The 18,889-nt window shown below is 52.3% G+C and carries 14 protein-coding genes; 3 read left to right on the plus strand and 11 right to left on the minus strand.

The window, feature by feature from the left end; translation table 11 throughout:
• Together J4E70_RS11655 and secA are read right to left on the minus strand one after the other, a co-directional pair.
• Positions 1 to 1,017 carry a hypothetical protein gene (locus J4E70_RS11655; RefSeq protein ID WP_213889576.1) on the minus strand — a complete coding sequence of 339 codons (1,017 nt, stop codon included), beginning with the start codon at positions 1,015 to 1,017 and terminating at the stop codon, positions 1 to 3.
• 259 nt (positions 1,018 to 1,276) lie between these two features.
• Positions 1,277 to 3,970, minus strand: coding sequence for a preprotein translocase subunit SecA (secA, locus tag J4E70_RS11660; protein ID WP_213889577.1), 2,694 nt, complete (start codon positions 3,968 to 3,970; stop codon positions 1,277 to 1,279).
• Between the two features lie 183 nt (positions 3,971 to 4,153).
• Here secA and J4E70_RS11665 point away from each other — a divergent pair, with 183 nt between their 5' ends.
• Genes J4E70_RS11665 through mutT form a run of 3 tightly spaced genes read left to right on the plus strand, consistent with a single transcriptional unit; the run spans position 4,154 to position 6,718 of the window.
• A complete protein-coding gene (locus J4E70_RS11665) occupies positions 4,154 to 5,002 on the plus strand; it encodes a peptidylprolyl isomerase (RefSeq protein ID WP_213889578.1) in 849 nt (282 codons plus the stop codon).
• Positions 5,003 to 5,012: 10 nt separating this feature from the next.
• The gene (gene argJ, locus J4E70_RS11670; protein WP_213889579.1) at positions 5,013 to 6,323 is read left to right on the plus strand and encodes a bifunctional glutamate N-acetyltransferase/amino-acid acetyltransferase ArgJ; all 1,311 of its coding nucleotides are present in this window, start codon (positions 5,013 to 5,015) and stop codon (positions 6,321 to 6,323) included.
• The gene (mutT, locus tag J4E70_RS11675; RefSeq protein WP_213889580.1) at positions 6,320 to 6,718 is read left to right on the plus strand and encodes an 8-oxo-dGTP diphosphatase MutT; all 399 of its coding nucleotides are present in this window, start codon (positions 6,320 to 6,322) and stop codon (positions 6,716 to 6,718) included. Before argJ ends, mutT begins: the two co-directional genes overlap by 4 nt.
• 319 nt (positions 6,719 to 7,037) lie before the next feature.
• On the opposite strand, the gene infB is transcribed toward mutT, so the two are convergent.
• The 9 genes from infB to J4E70_RS11720 form a co-directional block, all read right to left on the minus strand.
• Positions 7,038 to 9,578, minus strand: coding sequence for a translation initiation factor IF-2 (gene infB / locus J4E70_RS11680; RefSeq protein ID WP_213889581.1), 2,541 nt, complete (start codon positions 9,576 to 9,578; stop codon positions 7,038 to 7,040).
• Entirely contained in the window at positions 9,575 to 10,204 is a 630-nt protein-coding gene (locus J4E70_RS11685; RefSeq protein WP_213889582.1) for an RNA-binding protein, read from the minus strand. Before J4E70_RS11685 ends, infB begins: the two co-directional genes overlap by 4 nt.
• Positions 10,205 to 10,225: 21 nt before the next feature.
• Entirely contained in the window at positions 10,226 to 11,842 is a 1,617-nt protein-coding gene (gene nusA / locus J4E70_RS11690; protein ID WP_213889585.1) for a transcription termination factor NusA, read from the minus strand.
• Between the two features lie 2 nt (positions 11,843 to 11,844).
• Positions 11,845 to 12,417 (minus strand): ribosome maturation factor RimP, encoded by a 573-nt coding sequence (rimP, locus tag J4E70_RS11695; protein ID WP_213889588.1) that lies wholly within the window; start codon positions 12,415 to 12,417, stop codon positions 11,845 to 11,847.
• 218 nt (positions 12,418 to 12,635) lie between these two features.
• Positions 12,636 to 13,259, minus strand: a complete 624-nt coding sequence (locus tag J4E70_RS11700; protein WP_213889592.1) for a CDGSH iron-sulfur domain-containing protein — start codon at positions 13,257 to 13,259, stop codon at positions 12,636 to 12,638.
• Between the two features lie 119 nt (positions 13,260 to 13,378).
• Positions 13,379 to 14,923, minus strand: coding sequence for an ABC transporter substrate-binding protein (locus tag J4E70_RS11705; RefSeq protein ID WP_213889593.1), 1,545 nt, complete (start codon positions 14,921 to 14,923; stop codon positions 13,379 to 13,381).
• 73 nt (positions 14,924 to 14,996) lie between these two features.
• Positions 14,997 to 16,643 (minus strand): ABC transporter ATP-binding protein, encoded by a 1,647-nt coding sequence (locus J4E70_RS11710; protein WP_213889594.1) that lies wholly within the window; start codon positions 16,641 to 16,643, stop codon positions 14,997 to 14,999.
• Positions 16,640 to 17,812 (minus strand): ABC transporter permease, encoded by a 1,173-nt coding sequence (locus J4E70_RS11715; RefSeq protein ID WP_213889596.1) that lies wholly within the window; start codon positions 17,810 to 17,812, stop codon positions 16,640 to 16,642. The genes J4E70_RS11710 and J4E70_RS11715 overlap by 4 nt, the downstream gene beginning before the upstream one ends.
• On the minus strand, positions 17,809 to 18,804 hold the full coding sequence (locus J4E70_RS11720) for an ABC transporter permease (protein ID WP_213889597.1): 996 nt from the start codon (positions 18,802 to 18,804) through the stop codon (positions 17,809 to 17,811). Before J4E70_RS11720 ends, J4E70_RS11715 begins: the two co-directional genes overlap by 4 nt.
• Positions 18,805 to 18,889 lie beyond the last annotated feature (85 nt).

Here is an 18,889-nt window from a genome sequence, read left to right on the forward strand (position 1 = left end):
TCAGTTCTGCGCGATACTCAGGTCTGGAAGCAAATTTTTCAACACAAGAAAGTCACCAAGGCCCGAGCATTCTGGAATTGATAGCGTTATGTCCAATGCAGGGTACGACTCTCCCCGCCGTATCTGCAGTGATTTTGCCGTAATATCCTGATCGCAAGTATAGGCTGTAACTTCAGCTTCAACGCTTAGACGAACCGCCCCTTCGCGTGCCGTAGATCCAGATGGAAAACTATAAACTTCGGCAAATTTAGCATTTTCGATATGCGGATCACCAAGACGCGCCAAAAACCCGCCTCTTGCACGTGCAGCGTAATCTGCACTTCGAGGTGCGCCAGACCAGACGTGACCGTTTTCGCCATGTTGCGCGCCATATTCCAACGCGTGAAGATGCAGGCCGCTTTCACCCTCCCAAAGCAGGGCAACCCGATCATATTCTACCAGGTCGTCAACGGTAATTTCGGTCGTTGCCGTCTTACCGTCTTGAAAGATCGCGGTGTACACGGCATCTCGTGACATCGCAGGAACAGACACTTCGACCGCACCAGTATTGGACGTGTTCATGGTAAAAACGAGATCGCCCTGACGAATCTCTACCGGTTCATTCAGATGGCACGCGGCTGAAAGTGAAAGCTGAACCATCGCCGCACCAGCGTTGTGCGACGTTAACTCCACATCGCATGGCAGTCCGAACGCGCTGTGCGTCGTCGCCGGCACTGCCGCTACGGGTAACGTCTCACCACGACGAACGCGTTCGCTGAGCCCTTCTGCATCGGGCAACCGAGGGACGGGCGTTAACGACTCTGCTGGGGGGCTCGGAATACGAAAGCCCTTTGTACTGTCGGAGGATATGACTTTCGGTAAGTTTGCTGATGCCAGCTCAATTGTCGCTGTGACACGCGCAGTAGGCGCATCGCCTACAAACTGCGATGCGATTGCGCCGCTGTTCTGCACCGCGTAGCCAGCACCCAATGATGCTAAAAATGTTGCGCCGGCAATAAGATATCTTTTCTTGTCCAAGGCTTGATCCACCTCCCGCACCAGTCGTTTAACCCGGTTCTTGTGTCACCAAATCGGGGCGATACTTGGTCATCGCCACGGCGTTTAACGGGCCTGGATGAAAAGCCCGCAGCACGATCAACCGAAGCAGGTGAAGTCCTGCGCCTCGGATAGCCTACAATGTTTTATAGTTTTGTAGCGACATAAAATCGGAAAAACAGTGTTTCGCAATCTGAAGGCCCCAAAGATAAGGGGCCATAAAATTCATAAATAGGTAATTTTAGACAAGACTGCCGTGGCAGTGCTTAAACTTCTTACCTGATCCGCAGGGACACGTGTCATTCCGGCCGGGGTCTCCCCAGGTTTCAGGATTGCTTTCATCAAAACCGTTAGCCTCGGCTGTATTATTGGCCGAAGCAGCAGCCTGCGCTTGCACCGCCTGTTGCTGCGCCATGACCTGCTGAAGATAGGCTTGTTGTTGCTGCTCAAGCTCTTCGCGCGAAGGAAGCTGCGCGAGCTTTTGCGTCACTTCTGACCGTAGCGTATCCAGCAAAGATTCAAAAAGCTGAAAGCTCTCACCCTTGTACTCATTCAGCGGATCCCGTTGAGCATAGCTTCGGAAACCAACGACTGAACGCAAGTGTTCCAGAGTCAGCATGTGATCGCGCCACTTGCTGTCGATGGTCTGCAACAGAACCTGCTTTTCAATGGAACGCATGTTTTCAGGGCCGTACTCGGCCGCTTTTGAGGCCATCGCCTCGTCAGCAGATTTTTCAAGCCGTTCACGAATGACGTCATTGTCCGCGCCTTCTTCTGCGGCCCAGTCAGCAACCGGAACATCGAGACCGAGTTGCCCTGTCGTGGCCTCCTGAAGCCCCTCGGTGTTCCATTGGTCAGCATAGGATTTCGGCGGCATATATTCATCAACAAGATCATCAATAACCTGATGACGCATATCTTCGACGATTTCGGACAAGTCCTCGGCTTCCATAATCTCGCGCCGTTGCGCAAAGATAACTTTACGCTGATCATTCATGACATCGTCAAACTTCAGAAGCTGTTTCCGAATGTCAAAGTTGCGGCCTTCCACCTTGGCCTGCGCTTTTTCAAGCGATTTGTTAACCCAGGGATGAACAATCGCTTCACCCTCTTTCATGCCAAGCGTTGAAAGGACCTTATCGAGCCGCTCAGAGCCGAAGATCCGCATCAGGTCATCTTCCAGCGAAAGAAAGAATGACGTGCGTCCAGGGTCTCCCTGACGGCCAGAACGGCCACGCAACTGGTTATCGATACGTCGGCTTTCGTGCCGCTCGGTCGCAAGCACATAAAGCCCGCCAGCTTCCAGCACCTTGGCCTTTTCATCCGCGTGCTCTGCTTCGATCTTTTTGCGCAATTCAGCAGGATCGGCATCTGGGTCAGCGGCTAGCGCTTCCAGCACTTTCAACTCGACATTACCGCCAAGCTGAATGTCAGTACCGCGGCCCGCCATGTTTGTTGCAATCGTCACCGCGCCAAATTTCCCGGCGTCAGCGACAATCTGGGCTTCCTGCTCGTGCTGGCGCGCGTTCAGAACGTTGTGCGTGATGTCTGCGTCGGTCAGCATTTTCGAAAGCAATTCGGACTTCTCGATCGAAGTTGTCCCGACGAGAATAGGTTGCTGTTTTGCGTGTGCTTCCTGAATGGCCGTGAGTACGCCATCAAACTTCTCTTTTGCGGTGCGGTAAACCTGATCATTCTCATCTACCCGAAGAACCGGTTTATTGGTCGGGACTTCGACGACACCCAGACCATATATTTCGTTAAATTCCTCTGCTTCGGTGGTTGCAGTCCCGGTCATGCCGGCCAATTTATCATAGAGGCGGAAGTAGTTCTGGAATGTTACAGACGCCAGCGTCACGTTTTCCGGCTGAATTTTTACGTTTTCTTTTGCCTCAATTGCCTGATGAAGCCCGTCGGACAAACGCCGACCTGCCATCATACGGCCTGTAAATTCATCGATCAGCATCACATCGCCGTTGCGAACGATGTAATCCTTGTCTTTCTGAAACAGCTTGTGTGCTTTCAGGCCTTGATTGACGTGGTGCACAATCGTCGTGCTTTCCGGGTCATAAAGCGACTGGTCTTCGGGTAAGATACCCTCTGCTTGCAGGCGGTTTTCGAGGAAATCATTTCCCTCTTCCGTAAATGTTACGTTGCGGGTTTTTTCATCAAGCGTGTAATGTTCGTCCGTCAAAAACGGGATCAGCTTGTCGATGGTTTGATAAAGATCTGACCGGTCTTGCGCGGGGCCTGAAATAATCAGCGGCGTACGTGCCTCATCAATCAGAATACTGTCAACTTCGTCCACAATCGCAAAATTATGGTCGCGCTGCGCCATCTGGCTAAGTTCGGCCTTCATGTTGTCGCGCAGGTAGTCAAAACCAAGCTCGTTGTTTGTAGCATATGTGACATCGCACCGATATGCCGCCAGCTTTTCGCCTTCTGGCTGCTGCGGGTAAACAACGCCCGTTGTTAAGCCCAGCGCACCATAAACATTTGACATCCATTCTGCGTCACGTTTCGCCAGATAGTCGTTTACCGTAACAATATGAACGCCTTTGCCGGTAAGCGCATTCAGATACGCGGGAAACGTTGCCACAAGGGTTTTGCCCTCGCCGGTTTTCATTTCTGAAATGTTACCCTGATGCAGAAAGATACCGCCCATCAACTGAACATCAAAAGCCCGCAGTCCAAGTGCCCGGCGTGCTGCCTCGCGGCAATTCGCAAACGCCTCCGGCAAAAGGTCATCCAAGCTTTCGCCCTCCAGCGCGCGCTTTGCAAGCGCCTCGGTCTTATCCTTGATGCCTTCGTCGGAAAGTTTTTCGAATTCTGGCTCGAGCGCGTTAATCTTCTCCACCAATGGGCGGGTCGTCTTGATCAGGCGATCATTCGGCGTCCCGAAGACTTTTCTGGCTAGTGTTCCGATGCCCAGCATAATTTCTCCGCTTGGTGCGTTACTGACTTTATCGTGTGAGACGATACCTTGCTCGTTCCCGTTTGCCGTCCTAGAAGGACTATAAGAACGGCCCGGATTTCCCATGACACCTTGGCGATGTAAGGGGCTGGCTACATAGTGTCAACGTCACGCGCCCGCGCGAGTAATTCAAAGGACTGATAGATGTCGAAACGCAATAATTTTTGGATGGGCGCCACAGTCGCCGTTTTCTTGGCTTCGCCTGCTTTCGCGGAAGGTGAAACCGCTGAAACGGTCATCGCAACCATTGGTGAAACCGAGATCACATTAGGTCACATGATCACAACCAAAAACCAGTTGCCCGAACAATATCAGTCTTTGCCTGATGAGGTTCTGTTTGAGGGAATTTTGGACCAGTTAATTCAGCAAACCGTTTTGGCCGATTCGTTAGGTGGCGACATATCCGGCACGACCAAACTGGTAATTGAAAATGAAACCCGTGCGATAATGGCGGGTGAAGCGCTTGAACGGATTATTACAGCGGCTGTTACGGAAGACACGATTCAAGACGCATACGATACAAAATATGCAAACGCTGAGCCGGCAACTGAATATAATGCATCTCATATTCTGGTTGATACCGAAGATGAGGCAAAAGAACTGGCGCAAATGTTAAGTGACGGCTCCGATTTTGCTGAGCTGGCACGTGAAAAATCAACAGGCCCATCTGGGCCCAGCGGCGGCTTGTTGGGTTGGTTCGGAGCAGGGATGATGGTTCCGGAATTTGAAGCGGCAGTCTTGGCTTTGGAGGTCGGGGAAATTTCGGCGCCAGTTCAAACGCAATTCGGTTGGCATATCGTCATTCTTAACGAAACACGCCTTCAGGATGCGCCTGAAATAGAGACCGTTCGCGAAGAACTGGAAGCCGAAATTCAACAAACTGCTGTCGAAAACGTAATCACCAAGCTGACCGAAAGCGCTGATATCACACGCCCGGAAACAGGTTCATTCGACGCATCGTTACTTTCAAATAATGACCTTATCGAAAACTGAGAATCGTCTGATGGGCAAATCCAAGAAGATTAAGAAACTTAAAAAGAAGCTCTTGAAACTTCGCAAAGAGATTAAAGGCAAAAGCGGCCCGCTTATCTCTCCTCTTGCGCCGAAGGGTGGCTTTCCGGACTTGCCTGAAATTAACGGCGCAGAGTTTGCTGCCGTCGAAGCGGGTGTGCGCTATTCAGGCCGTAAGGACATAATGCTCGCCAAACTTGCGCCTGGAACGGCCATAGCGGGGGTTTTCACACGCTCCGCGACGCGCGCGGCGCCGGTATTGGACTGTGAAGCCAAGCTTGGCGGTGATAGCGGTGCGGGCGCTGCAATTATCGTGAACTCGGGAAATGCAAATGCCTTCACTGGCACGAACGGAAAGAAATCAGTCGAGGCTATCACCGGCGCAGTTTCCAGCGTTCTTGGAATACCGCAAACCCGTATTTTCAGCGCCTCAACAGGCGTTATCGGTGAGCCGCTTCCACACGAGCGCATAGTCAACAAGCTGCAGGAGTTGAAAGCAGCCTTATCAGCCGCGTCTATTCAAAGCGCTGCGCAGGCGATCATGACAACTGATACCTTTGCCAAAGGGTCATTCACAGAGGTCGATGCCGAAGGGCCGATTCGCATTGTCGGAATAGCCAAAGGGTCAGGGATGATTGCACCCGATATGGCAACCATGCTGGTTTACATTTTCACTGACGCTCAGATTTCCCAGACACTTCTGCAACAGATGTTATCTGACCTAACCAGGAAGACATTCAACTGCATTACTGTGGACAGCGATACGTCTACGTCAGATACGCTGATCCTTGCCGCAACCCAGAAATCCAGTGCGCCAGAAATTACGGACATTGATAGCGCTGCTGGTTCGGCATTTTACGATGCACTTCACAAGGTTATGCTCGACCTTGCCCATCAGGTTGTCCGCGATGGTGAAGGTGCGACTAAGTTTGTTGAGGTCCGTGTTGCAGGGGCTGAAACGGAAGCAGATGCACATAAAATTGCAATGGCAATTGCCAATTCACCACTCGTAAAAACCGCAATTGCTGGCGAAGACCCAAATTGGGGCCGTGTCGTTATGGCTGTTGGGAAATCCGGGGCAAAGGCCGATCGGGACAAACTATCGATACGTTTTGGCGACATTCTTGTTGCGGAAAACGGCTGGGTTTCACCAGATTACCGTGAAGAAGACGCAGCAGAGCATATGAAGGGTCAGAACTTGTTGATCGCGGTTGATATGGGGCTTGGAAGCGCCGAATCTACGGCATGGACTTGTGATCTGACAAACCGCTACATCGAAATCAACGCAGACTACCGGTCGTGAAAACAGTTCTCGTATCGGCCGTTGCACTGATCGATCCAGACGGGCGCGTACTGCTTGCCCAACGCCCCGAAGGAAAATCCATGGCTGGTCTGTGGGAATTCCCGGGCGGCAAGGTAGAACAAGGTGAAACGCCCGAATCTGCTCTGATACGAGAGTTGGAGGAAGAGTTGGGTATTAACACCTGGGAAAGCTGCCTAGCACCGCTCACGTTTACCAGCCATAGCTATGACCAATTCCATCTTCTTATGCCGTTGTTTGCCTGCCGAAAATGGGAAGGCCAACCCCACCCTAAAGAAGGGCAGAAACTGAAATGGGTCCACGCAAAAGACCTGCGAGAGTATCCAATGCCGCCAGCAGATATCCCTCTTATTCCGATCCTGAGGGATTGGCTCTGACATCGCGGTCGGCGCATTGTTGCCGAATCGTGAACGATCTGTTTAAAAGTCTTATCAACTTGTTACAAAACCGTCATAGTCGGTGAACAAGGCTTTTCGACCTGGGGAGGAAATTAGCCTATGCTTCGAACCATCACTCTCGGTAGCTGTGTCTCTGTACAGGGGACCTTCGTACGCGCGTTGAAGAACGGCAAAATTCTCGTTCGTGTCGACGACAAGATTTACGAAGGATTCCCGGTTCAGTTAATAGCTGCCTGAACAAACTAAACACAAAGAAGGGGAAGGCCAAAAACCTTCCCCTTCTTTATTTATTTGCGAATTAATCCAGATTACGCTCAATCTCTTCGCGTTCGAAAATCTCGATCACATCGCCTTTGCGAATATCCTCGTAATTTTCAAAGGCCATACCGCATTCCTGACCGGACTGAACTTCTTTGACTTCGTCTTTAAAACGTTTCAGCGTTTTCAGTGTGCCTTCGTGAATAACCACGTTGTCACGCAGCAAACGAACGCCTGCTGAACGCCGCGCGACACCTTCGGTGACCAAACAACCAGCCACCCTGCCAACGTTGGAAACCTTAAAGACATCTTTGATTTCAGCATATCCGATGAAGTTCTCACGAACCTCTGCAGACAACAATCCAGAGGCTGCTGCCTTAACATCATCTACAAGATCATAAATGACCGAGTAATACCGAATCTCGACACCTTTTTGGTTTGCAGTGTTTCGAGCAGAAGCGTTAGCACGGACGTTAAAGCCCATAACTGGTGCACCTGACGCTTCGGCAAGACCGATATCGCTTTCCGTAATCGCGCCAACACCCGAATGCAAAACGCGAACGCGGACTTCATCGTTTCCGATTTTCTCCATCGCCTGAACAATCGCTTCGGTAGACCCCTGAACATCGGCTTTCACCAATATCGGCAATTCGGAAACGTTCACGTCGTCCTTCGCTTTTGCCATAAGTTGTTCAAGGGTCGTCGCAGCACCTGCTGCTGCACGTCTTTCTTTTGCGGCGTGTTCACGGTAATCAGCGATCTCGCGCGCTTGCCCTTCAGTTTCAACAACGTTCAGAACGTCACCTGCTTCAGGTGTGCCGTTCAGTCCAAGAACCTCGACCGGAACCGAAGGCCCAGCTTCATCAACACGCTCACCTCTGTCGTCTATCAGTGCGCGCACTTTACCCCACTGCTCGCCAACAACGAAAATGTCACCTTTGCGAAGCGTGCCCGTCTGAATAAGAACTGTCGCAACCGGACCACGGCCAATGTCAAGCTGTGCTTCGATAACAGCACCTTGCGCCTGACGTTTTGGGTTGGCTTTCAGGTCCAGAATTTCAGCCTGAAGCGCGATGCTTTCCAGCAGCGTATCAAGCCCTTCGCCGGTTATTGCGGAAACCTCAACATCCAGAACGTCGCCGGACATTTTTTCGACAATGACTTCGTGCTGAAGAAGATCGGTCCGAACTTTGTCCGGGTCCGCGTCAGGCCGGTCGATTTTGTTGATCGCGACAATCATAGGAACTTTCGCGGCTTTCGCGTGGTTGATTGCCTCGATTGTCTGCGGCATCACAGCGTCGTCTGCAGCAACCACAAGAATCACGATGTCCGTCACTTGTGCGCCGCGTGACCGCATTGACGTAAACGCAGCGTGGCCTGGTGTATCAAGGAAGGTCAGCTTTGCACCGTCGTCAGTTTCGACCTGATACGCACCAATGTGCTGGGTAATACCACCCGCCTCACCTGCCACCACTTTTGATTTGCGAATCGCATCCAAAAGAGAGGTTTTACCGTGGTCGACGTGTCCCATCACCGTGATAACCGGAGGACGGGTAACAAGTTCTTCATCTTTATCTTCAACCGAAGTAATCACGTCTTCAACGTCAGCGTCTGAAACGCGTACGACCTTGTGGCCGAATTCTTCGATGATCAGTTCAGCTGTGTCAGCGTCTATGGGTTGGTTCTGTGTAACCATCATCCCCATGTTCATCAGTGATTTGACCACATCAACAGCGCGCTCCGCCATACGATTCGCAAGTTCCTGAACAACAATGGACTCGGGCAACTGAACGTCACGCACAACTTTTTCGCGCTCTGCGGTGCTCCCCATTGCCTTCTGACGCGCACGTTCCTGTTTGCGTTTCATTGCGGCCATAGAGCGTTGCCGCCCGCCTTCGCCGCCGGAAAGCGCCTGATTGAGTGTCAGTTTTCCTGATCTGCGTCCATCATTCTGAACTTGTTTCTTCGTCGCGCGTTGGTCGCCACGCGGATCGTCGCGAGCACCTTTTCTGGGTGCCGATGAAGGTTTGCCTGCACCACCACCGCGAGGTGCAGCGCTCGTATCCGCAGGTGCAGAACTATCAGCTTTAGCGGGAGCGGCGGCAGCAGCAGCTGCCTCAGCGACAGAAGCCGCTGCGCGCTCTTTAGCTATTTCTGCTTCCTTGGCCTTACGTTCTTCTTCTTCGACCTTGGCTTTCGCACGTTCTTCGCGCTCGCGTTCTTCGCGTTCCTTGGCCTCTATATCAGCTTTGCGACGCTCACGATCATCGGCACGGGACTTCTCCTCGGCCTGACGCATCGCCTCGTCCTCAACTTCGCGTGATTTCGCAGCACGAAGTGCCTTGAGACGACGCTCCATTTCAGCGTCGGTAATGCCACCTGGCCGTTTTGATGGATCACTTCCCGCAGGTTTGGTTCCTGAGGTCGGTTTAGCCGCACCCGGTTTGGGTACGACAACGCGTTTGCGTTTCGTTTCCACTACGACGTTCTTGGTCCGTCCATGGCTGAAGCTTTGCTTCACATTGCCAGGGCGGGCACCGCCACGCAGGCCAAGAGTCTTTTTGCCGTCATTTTCGCTCATGTGGTCTTCGTACCTTTCCGGTGGACCTTTCCACCGCCGTTTTCGCGAACGCCCGTAAGCTTTGCTGCTTCCTCTACAACACGTTGTGTGAGTCCGCCAGTCGCGAGCGCGCCATGTATCACATTTTCCCGCCCGAAAGCCAAACCCAATTCTGAAGCCGTCAAAACGCCAACAAAACGGCCACCTTCCGGGGTCCTTAGTTTTGATTTTCCGCGACCGGACCCGTCCGATGCCTGAATCAGGACTTTAGCATGCTCTTTATTCAGCCAGTCCTTTACCTTTTCATACCCCGCAACCGCCCGGCCCCCTTTGCGAGCGAGTGAGATCAAGTCAACCAACCGACGAACAAGAGCTTTTTCCAAAGTCTCCAGCATATCGTCAGGCACGGTCACAGCTTGCTTTGCACTCCGCGCAAACAGCCCTTTGTTGCAGGCTTTCTTCAATGCCTTGCGGTCAGCGGTTACCCAGATACCCCGTCCGGGCAGCTTTTCCAGCAAATCCGGAACGATCTGGTTGTCCGGACCAACAACGAATCGGATCATTCCCTGCTTGGGCTGCACTTCGCCAGTAGCGATGCAGCGCCGTTCAGGACCTTCCCGGTCTTTTTGTTGGCCACCGCGACCCATGTTCACTCCCAAGGCCCGCGATCAGGCCTCGAGCCCTTCTTCTTCAGCGACGGCGTCTTCACCTTCTTCTTCGTCAGCGAGCAGATCATCGGGATCCACCCACCCAAGCTGAATACGCGCCGTCATGATCAGATGTTGCGCTTCCTCAAGCGACATTTCGAATTGCTCCAACACGCCTTCGTCTTTAACGCGCTGTCCATCAACGGTTGTCCAGCCGCCCGCCAGTTCCCAGTCAGCGCAGGTTGCGAAATCTTCCAGAGTTTTAACGTCATCTTTCGCCAGGGCTTCAATCATTTGGGGTGTCAGACCTTCAAATTCAACAAGGCTGTCTTCAACTCCCAACGCGCGGGCATTTTCCATTGCCTGTTTGTTGATTGCTTCCAGGTTGTCGCGAGCACGCGCCTGCAACTCACCTGCTGTTGCCTCGTCAACTCCGTCTATGACCAGAAGTTCGCTCACATCAACGTAGGCAACTTCTTCAAGGTTCGTGAACCCTTCAGAAACCAAAAGCTGCGCAAAGAATTCGTCAACATCCAAAGCTTCCATAAAGAGCTTTGTCCGCTCGGCAAATTCTGCCTGGCGACGTGCACTTTCTTCGGTTTCGGTCATGATATCGATATCAAGGCCGGTCAATTGGCTGGCCAAACGTACGTTCTGCCCACGACGACCGATAGCCAGCGAAAGCTGTTCATCCGGAACGACAACCTCGATGCGTTCTGCTTCTTCGTCCAGAACAACCTTAGTCACTTCGGCCGGCTGTAGCGCGTTCACGAGGAACGTTGGCTGGTCTTCGTTCCATGGGATGATATCGATCTTTTCGCCCTGAAGTTCATTCACAACTGCTTGCACACGGCTGCCGCGCATACCAACGCAGGCGCCAACCGGGTCGATCGAGTTATCATAAGAGATCACAGCAATCTTCGCGCGTGAGCCTGGGTCACGAGCAACTGCTTTGATCTCGATAATACCATCGTAAATCTCCGGGACTTCCATCTTGAACAGTTCTGCCATGAATTGCGGATCTGTCCGGCTCAGGAAAATCTGTGGTCCGCGGGCTTCGCGGCGAACGTCTTTAATGTAGCAGCGAATCCGATCATTCGGGCGATAGCTTTCGCGACCGATTTTTTCGTTACGGCGCAAAATTGCCTCGCCACGACCGACATCGACGATAACATTGCCGTATTCTTCGCGTTTAACCTGGCCGTTGATGATGGTGCCAGCGCGGTCCTGAAATTCTTCAAACTGACGATCCCGCTCTGCTTCGCGTACTTTCTGCAAAATAACCTGCTTTGCAGACTGCGCAGCGATCCGGCCCATCTCAACTGGTGGAACTTCATCGATGAGTTCAGAGCCGACTTCAGGGTTTTCCATATAGTCTTTGGCTTGGTCAACTGTCAGTTCAGCCTGATGGTTCTCGACATCTTCGACGACAGTGCGCACACGGGTAAAGGTGGCTTTCCCGGTTTTGCGGTCAATCGCGACGCGAATGTCCATCTCCGAGCCGTAACGCGACTTTGCAGCGCGCGCGAGGCTTTCTTCCATCGCCTGAATCACAAGATCAGGGTCGATCATCTTTTCGCGGGCTACCGCTTCGGCAGTTTGCAGAAGCTCCAGTTGGTTTGCACTGGTAATCGCCATTGTCAGTCCTCCTCAGAACCGGCTTCGGTTTCTATTTCATCAAATTGGTCTTCGTCCACAATACCTGCGGCTTTACGCGCCTTCAGCATTTCGGAAATCAGATCTTCAGTCAGAACAAGTTTAGCGTCGCTAAGCCATTCAAATTTAAGGCCGATTGTGCCTTCGTCTATCGTGATAAGTACTTCGTCGTCTTCGGTTCCAGCAAGCAGGCCACGAAATCGGCGGCGACCATCGATCAGCTCTTCCGTTTCAAGCTTGGCTTCATAGCCTTCCCAGAGGTCGAAATCTTTAAGCCGGGTCAGCGGCCGGTCGATACCAGGCGACGACACTTCGAGGGTATATGCTTCGACAACAGGATCTTCGACATCCAGAACGGCAGAAACTTCGGTTGAAACTTGCGCGCAGTCGTTCACTTCCATGCTGCCATCAGGACGTTGCGCCATGATCTGTACGGTTGTGGATTTACCGCTCATCAGGCGCACGCGCACCAGCTCAAACCCCAACCCCTCGATCACGGGTTGGATGATTTCGGCCAGTCGGCGATCAATCGCTGCTCTTGCAACTAAGTCGTTCATAATTTCCAGTTCGTACGGTTTGTACAAAGCCATTGAGGCATAAAAAAACGGGCGCGCGGCCCGTTGATATTTCCCGGTGGAGGATTGGGAGTGGAAGCCAAACCGCCGCTGTTGAAAAGGGATATACGCGGGTTTGGTCGAGTCTGCAAGGGCTGGTTGTTTGTCAACGCAAACTGGTTCGGCCAGAGCGATGCTTCCGCTACAAACGTGCAGGTCGTCTAATCATCGCTTTTCCAACCCGCATCCCGATGTGTTCCGTCGCAATAGGGTTTGTTGCCAGACATCCCACACCGGCAAAGCACGTATTTGCGCCCTGACGCCCCCTCGGCCAGTGAAGATTCTGCCAGTTCAACACCGTTCACCCAATACGGGCCGTTTCTTTCAATGGTTATCTCTGTTCTGTCTGCGTACATGTGCTTTGGCCCATCAAGCGCAAGCGCACCTGACGGACAGGCCGCAACCACCGCCTCTACCTCGGGCCGCGTGCCGTTGTCGGGTTGTACCCATGGTTGCTGCGCAGGGTTGAAGATATGGCTGGCCAACCTCCCGCATTCAGCCGCGTGCGAGCAGAGTAACGGATTGTAAGTAACAGTGACGTCGGACCCTTCATAGGAAATCAGCCAATCACGCCCCGCGGGGGTACCACCGCGTGACTGAAAGCCTGCATCTTTGTGAGACCCGTCGCAATACGGTTTGTTTTTGCTTTCACCGCATCTGCAGAGCGCCATGACAGGCTTAACATCCATAGCCGCACCTTGCGCTCCGGTCATGGAACGTATGCCTGTTACAACAAGCGGCCCATCTTCACGTTCTTCGATAATCGGGTGATCTGAGTCTGACATGGCTGGCCCCCTTTGGCTGGCGTTATGTCAGTTTGGTGGCAAATGACACCACCGGTCAATCTCTCCAAAGAAAAACGCCCTGCATAAGGCAGGGCGTTTTCTATTCATTTTTGTGGGGCTTATGCCACCCACCACCGTTCGGCCATCCGGGCGTTATCCATTTGCCAAAGGTTACCAACAACGTCAGGTGAAGCGACAGTATTCGAAACCGCCTGCACATAGTTTGCAAACATCGGCACCAGAACACCGCCTTCGACGCGCAGGATTTCCTGCATTTCACGGTACTGCTCACGACGCTTCGTTGTGTCGAGCTCAGCACGCGCGCTTAGCAGAAGTTCCTGGAACCGTGGATGCTCCCACTGAGAGTCGTTCCATGGCACACCAGCTTCATAAGCTGTCGAGAACATCCAGTCTTCGGTCGCACGACCAGACCAATAGGACGCACAGAATGGTTTTTTCAGCCAAACATTTGACCAGTAACCATCTGCAGGCTCCTGAACCACGTTGATGTTAATGCCACCCGCAGCAGCAGATGCCTGATAGAGTTGTGCCGCATCAACTGCACCTTCAAAGGCGGCGTTAGAAGCAGACAGATCGATATCAAGTGAATCCAGACCAGCGGCATTAAGGTGGAATTTTGCTTTGTCCGGATCGTAGGCCAGTTGCTCCATATCGCCAGCGTAATATGGATTTGCTGGGCCGATTGGCGTATCGTTACCAACCTGACCGTGACCAAGTAGAATTTTGTCGACCAATTCCTGACGGTTGATGCCGTATTTCAACGCCTGACGCACGTGCACATTGTCAAATGGCGCTATCTTTGTCAGCATTGGGAAGGTGTAGTGCTGGTTACCCGTCACTTCCTGAATACGCACTGCTGGATTCGCTTTCAACAGCGCTTCAACCTTGAAATCAATCCGGTTGACAGCGTCGACCTGACCGGTCATCAGCGCATTCATACGCGCGGTGTTGTCGTTAACGGCGATATACTCGATTTCATCAAAATAGCCTGCGGTGTCACCTTTGTAGTGGCTTTCAACACGTTTGCCGACAAACCGAACGCCCGGATCAAAGCTAACAACAGAATAAAGACCCGTACCAATACCATTGGCGATTGCCTCTTCGATCTGACCTGCCGGGAACATCAGAATGTGATAGTCAGACAGCAGGAACGGGAAATCCGCGTTCCCGGCAGCCAGCGTAAACTGAACCTGGTGCTCGCCCAGTTTCTTCATATCCGTGATTGCCGAAACAATTGGTTTAGCAGCTGATTTTGCGCCTTCTGCGGTGTGCATCTGAAGCGATTCGATCACATCATCTGCTCCAAACGACTTTCCGTTGTGGAAGGTCACGCCCTGACGAAGGTTGAAGGTCCAGGTTTTTGCATCTGCAGATGCTTCCCAGCTTTCAGCAAGTTCGCCTACAAGTGTACCGTCTGCGGCAGTTTCTGTAAGGCAGTCGAAAACACACCCTGACGCACTTGCGATCATGAACAGGTCAGAGTGCGTACGTCCATCCCAGCTATCGGATGTGTTCGCACCTGAAAGGGCTGCGCGCAATCTGCCGCCACGTTTTGGTGCCGCTTTCGCCGGCAGGCCGGTCGCGGCAAGTACAGAAGCTGCTGCACCGGTTTTTAGTAGTCCACGTCTGCTTATCTGAGACATGTTTTTCTCCCATGTAGTTTTGGTTAGTGCGGATTTTTCCGCGTTTAGTTCACGTTTTGACACGCGATTCGGTTTACATCTTACCAACTGCTGCGTCGCCAATGTTATCAACACCGCGTGCATCAAGAAGATTCGTAAGCCAATCTGGGTCCATTTCCGGCACAGAACTTAGCAAAAGATCTGTGTAGGCATGGTGTGGCGGGGTAAACATTTCCTTCTTAGGACCTGCTTCAACCACCCGGCCATCTTTCATCACCACAACCTCATCAGCGATGGAACGAACCGTCGCAAGATCGTGCGTAATAAACATATAGGAAAGCCCCAGTTCATCCTGAAGCTTGGCTAACAACTTCAAGATTCCCTCGGCAACCAGTTGATCAAGCGCACTTGTCACCTCGTCACAAATGATAAATTTGGGTTCCGCTGCCAATGCTCGCGCAATACCGACCCGCTGTTTTTGCCCACCGGACAGCTCTGATGGTAAGCGGTGGAAATACTGGCTCGGTTCAAGTTCGATTTCGTTCAGAAGCTCGTCGACACGCTTTCGTTTCGCGCTGCCTGTGAGGCCCATGTAAAACTGAACGGGCCGCCCGATAATTTCACCAATTGTCTTACGCGGATTAAGCGCTGTATCGGCCATTTGGTAAATCATCTGCGCCTGACGCAACTGCATCTTTGTGCGACTGCGATAGTCGGCTGGGATTGGTTCACCATCAAACTCGATCACGCCAGATGTTGGTGGCAACAAACCCGTTATACAGCGTGCGGCCGTGGATTTACCGGAACCCGATTCGCCAACCACGGCGACCGTGCGGCCTGCGTGAATATCAAAACTAACATCGAACAGCACAGGTACCTTCCCGTAGGCGGCACTTACATTTTTGACCGAGACAACAGGCACGGCGTCGGCTGGAACTGCTGGCTTGGTAGGCCGTTGAAAGCTGCGCACCGCCCAAAGCGATTTAGTATACTCTTCCTGTGGATCAGAAAGCATCGTTCTGGTGTCGGCCTCTTCAACCTCATCACCCTTAAGCAACACTTTGATCTTGTCTGCCATCTGAGCCACAACCGCGAGGTCATGGGTAATGTAGATAGCAGCCGTGTTGAACTGCTCTACAATATCACGAATGGAAGCAAGAACCTCGATCTGAGTCGTTACATCAAGTGCAGTCGTGGGTTCATCAAAGATAATCAGGTCTGGTCGGCAGGCCATTGCCATAGCCGTCATCGCGCGCTGCAATTGCCCACCAGATACCTGGTGCGGATAGCGAAATCCGATTTCTTCCGGGTTTGGCAGTCGAAGACGTCGATACAGTTCCATCGCGTCTTCCTGGCTTTCTTCGCGGGGCATAACACCGTGCTGCACCGGGCCTTCTGTGTGCTGGTCAATCAAGCGGTGAGCCGGATTAAAGCTGGCTGCCGCAGACTGAGCAACATAAGCGATGCGCTTTCCCAGAAGTCCGCGTTTGACTGCCGCAGACGCGTTCACAAGATCAATACCGTCGAATTCAACAGTACCGCCTGAAATCCGGCAGCCATCACGTGTGAAACCCATTGCCGCAAGGCCGACAGTTGACTTGCCAGCTCCGGATTCACCGATCATGCCCAGAACTTCGCCTTTGTTCAGGTCGAAACTGCAGCCATTGATGATTGGATTCCAGGTTTCATCACTTCGACCTTCGATCATCAGGTCGCGTACTTTCAGTAAAAGTTCACTCATTCTTTTAACCCCGACGATTTCTGCAGCATCCAGTCAACGATGAAGTTCACGGCCACGGTCAGCAGGGCAATCGCGCCTGCTGCGAGAATAGGCAGTGCTGCTGTCAGCGGACTGAACTGTGCAAAGTTGATAAACTGCGCCAGATCGCGCACCATAGTGCCCCAGTCCGCAAGTGGTGGCTGAATACCGACACCAAGAAAACTGAGTGATGCGATTGTAAGGAAAACAAAGCAGAACCGAAGCCCGAATTCCGCCAAAAGCGGTGCCGTGGCATTGGGCAGGATTTCCCGAAAAATAAGGTAGGTCAGGCCTTCGCCACGTAATTTCGCAGCCTCAATGTAATCCATCACTACGATGTTCACACCAACCGCTCGGGCAAGCCGGTAAACACGCGTCGAGTCAATAATTGCGATGATAAGGATCATGAAAATCGTTAGCGGAATGCCAAGCTTGACCGACCAGGCGCTCGCAATCGTCATAAGAAGAAGTGCGAAAATAAGGGCGGGAATAGCCATGAGAACATCGACAGCGCGAGAAAGAACCTGATCAAGCCATCCGCCAATTGTCGCCGCAAGAAAACCAAGGCTTCCGCCGATAAAGAACGCCAGACAGGTTGTCGCAAAGGCGATGCCCACCGTGTTCCTTGCGCCATATATCAGGCGGCTCATCAGGTCGCGCCCGATCTGGTCTGTGCCCAACAAATGCGCTGGGTCACCTCCCGTTGCAGGATCGCTGCCGGGCAGTGTGTTTGCTGCTGCGAAAACTTGCTCTTCACCATATGGCGCGAACACTGGCGCGAAAATCGCCAGTATTGCGTATGCGAGAACAATCATAACACCGAACGCTGCCGTTAGCGGCATGGAGCGAAACAGTTTCCGCGAGCCCGCCGTACCGACAAGCCGACCAAGCAGACGGAACAAAAAGGCTGAAACGGTGAAGATAATCAGCCCTTGCATCGCCCAGCGGAAAAACAGGACCTGATCAACAAAATAGATCTTGAACGCCAAAAGTATTGCGACCGCTGCCACAACATAACCGAAGGCCACGCCAAAGGGCATATCGCGGAAAAAGGGCTTGTTGGATGTTGCGGATCGTCCGGCAAAACGGAAAACCCAAGCGACGCCTGCCATTACTGGAAAGGCAATTAGAATCGAAAGCCATGTGCTCATTTCGGGTGCCTCAGTCTTGGGTTGGACAAGATCGACAGAACATCCGCCGAAAGATTTAGCAGGATATATGCTGCTGCAAAAATCAGACAGCAGGCCTGCACCACCGGGATATCCCGAATCTTAACACTGTCCACGAACAGCTGTCCGATGCCCGGATAAACAAACACCACTTCTACCACCACAACCCCGGTAATAAGATACGCAAGGTTCAATGCAATAACAGTAATGATCGGTGCCAAAGCATTCGGAAGCGCGTGGGTTACAATGACCCGCATGGGGCTGATGCCCTTTAGGCGCGCCATTTCAATGTATGGGCTGGCCAATAGGTTAATGATTGCAGCCCGCGTCATACGCATCATCTGCGCGGTGACGGCCAGCGTCAGGGTCAGGGCGGGTAGGAGTGATTTCACCAGCCGCTCGCTGAAGTCCATTCCATCGTAAATGTTAGAGAGTGACGGAAGAAGCGGATTAAGCACTGAAAGAAACAAGATCAGAACATAGGCAAGAAAGAAGTCTGGGCTGGAAATTGACGAGAGTGTCAAAATATTTGTTGCCCGATCAAAAATCGAATTTCTGTAAAGGGCAGCAAGAACACCAAGAAAGATCGAAACCGGAACAGCGATCGCTGCTGTTACACCCGCCAAAAACAACGTGTTTTTAAACCGTGGTGCAATTTGTTCTGCAACCGTTGTGCCCGAAGCCGCATCAGAGCCGGTGAAACTTGCGAAATTTGCCTGCGCGAAACTTGATCCCAGATCGCCTTGGATTGCGCCACCGAGCCAATCAAAATATCTCGTGATAGGAGGTTTATCGAGACCAAGCCCTTCTCTGATCGAGGCGACTGCCTCTGGCGTCGCGCCCTGCCCCAGAATTGCTTCGGCAAAGTCGCCGGGCAAAAGATTAACCGCTATAAAGATAACAATCGATACGATAAAAAGGGTGAGAAGTCCTAGCGCAAGGCGCTGTAAAATAATCCGTGTGACTGAACCCAAGTTTCACATCCCCGCTTTTTTCTCTTTATTGACTCACAAGTTAACAAAAAAAAGTGGTCTGTAAACATGTTTGTCTTACATTAGG

This window comes from Pseudohalocynthiibacter aestuariivivens, assembly GCF_018457175.1.
GTDB lineage: Bacteria > Pseudomonadota > Alphaproteobacteria > Rhodobacterales > Rhodobacteraceae > Pseudohalocynthiibacter > Pseudohalocynthiibacter aestuariivivens.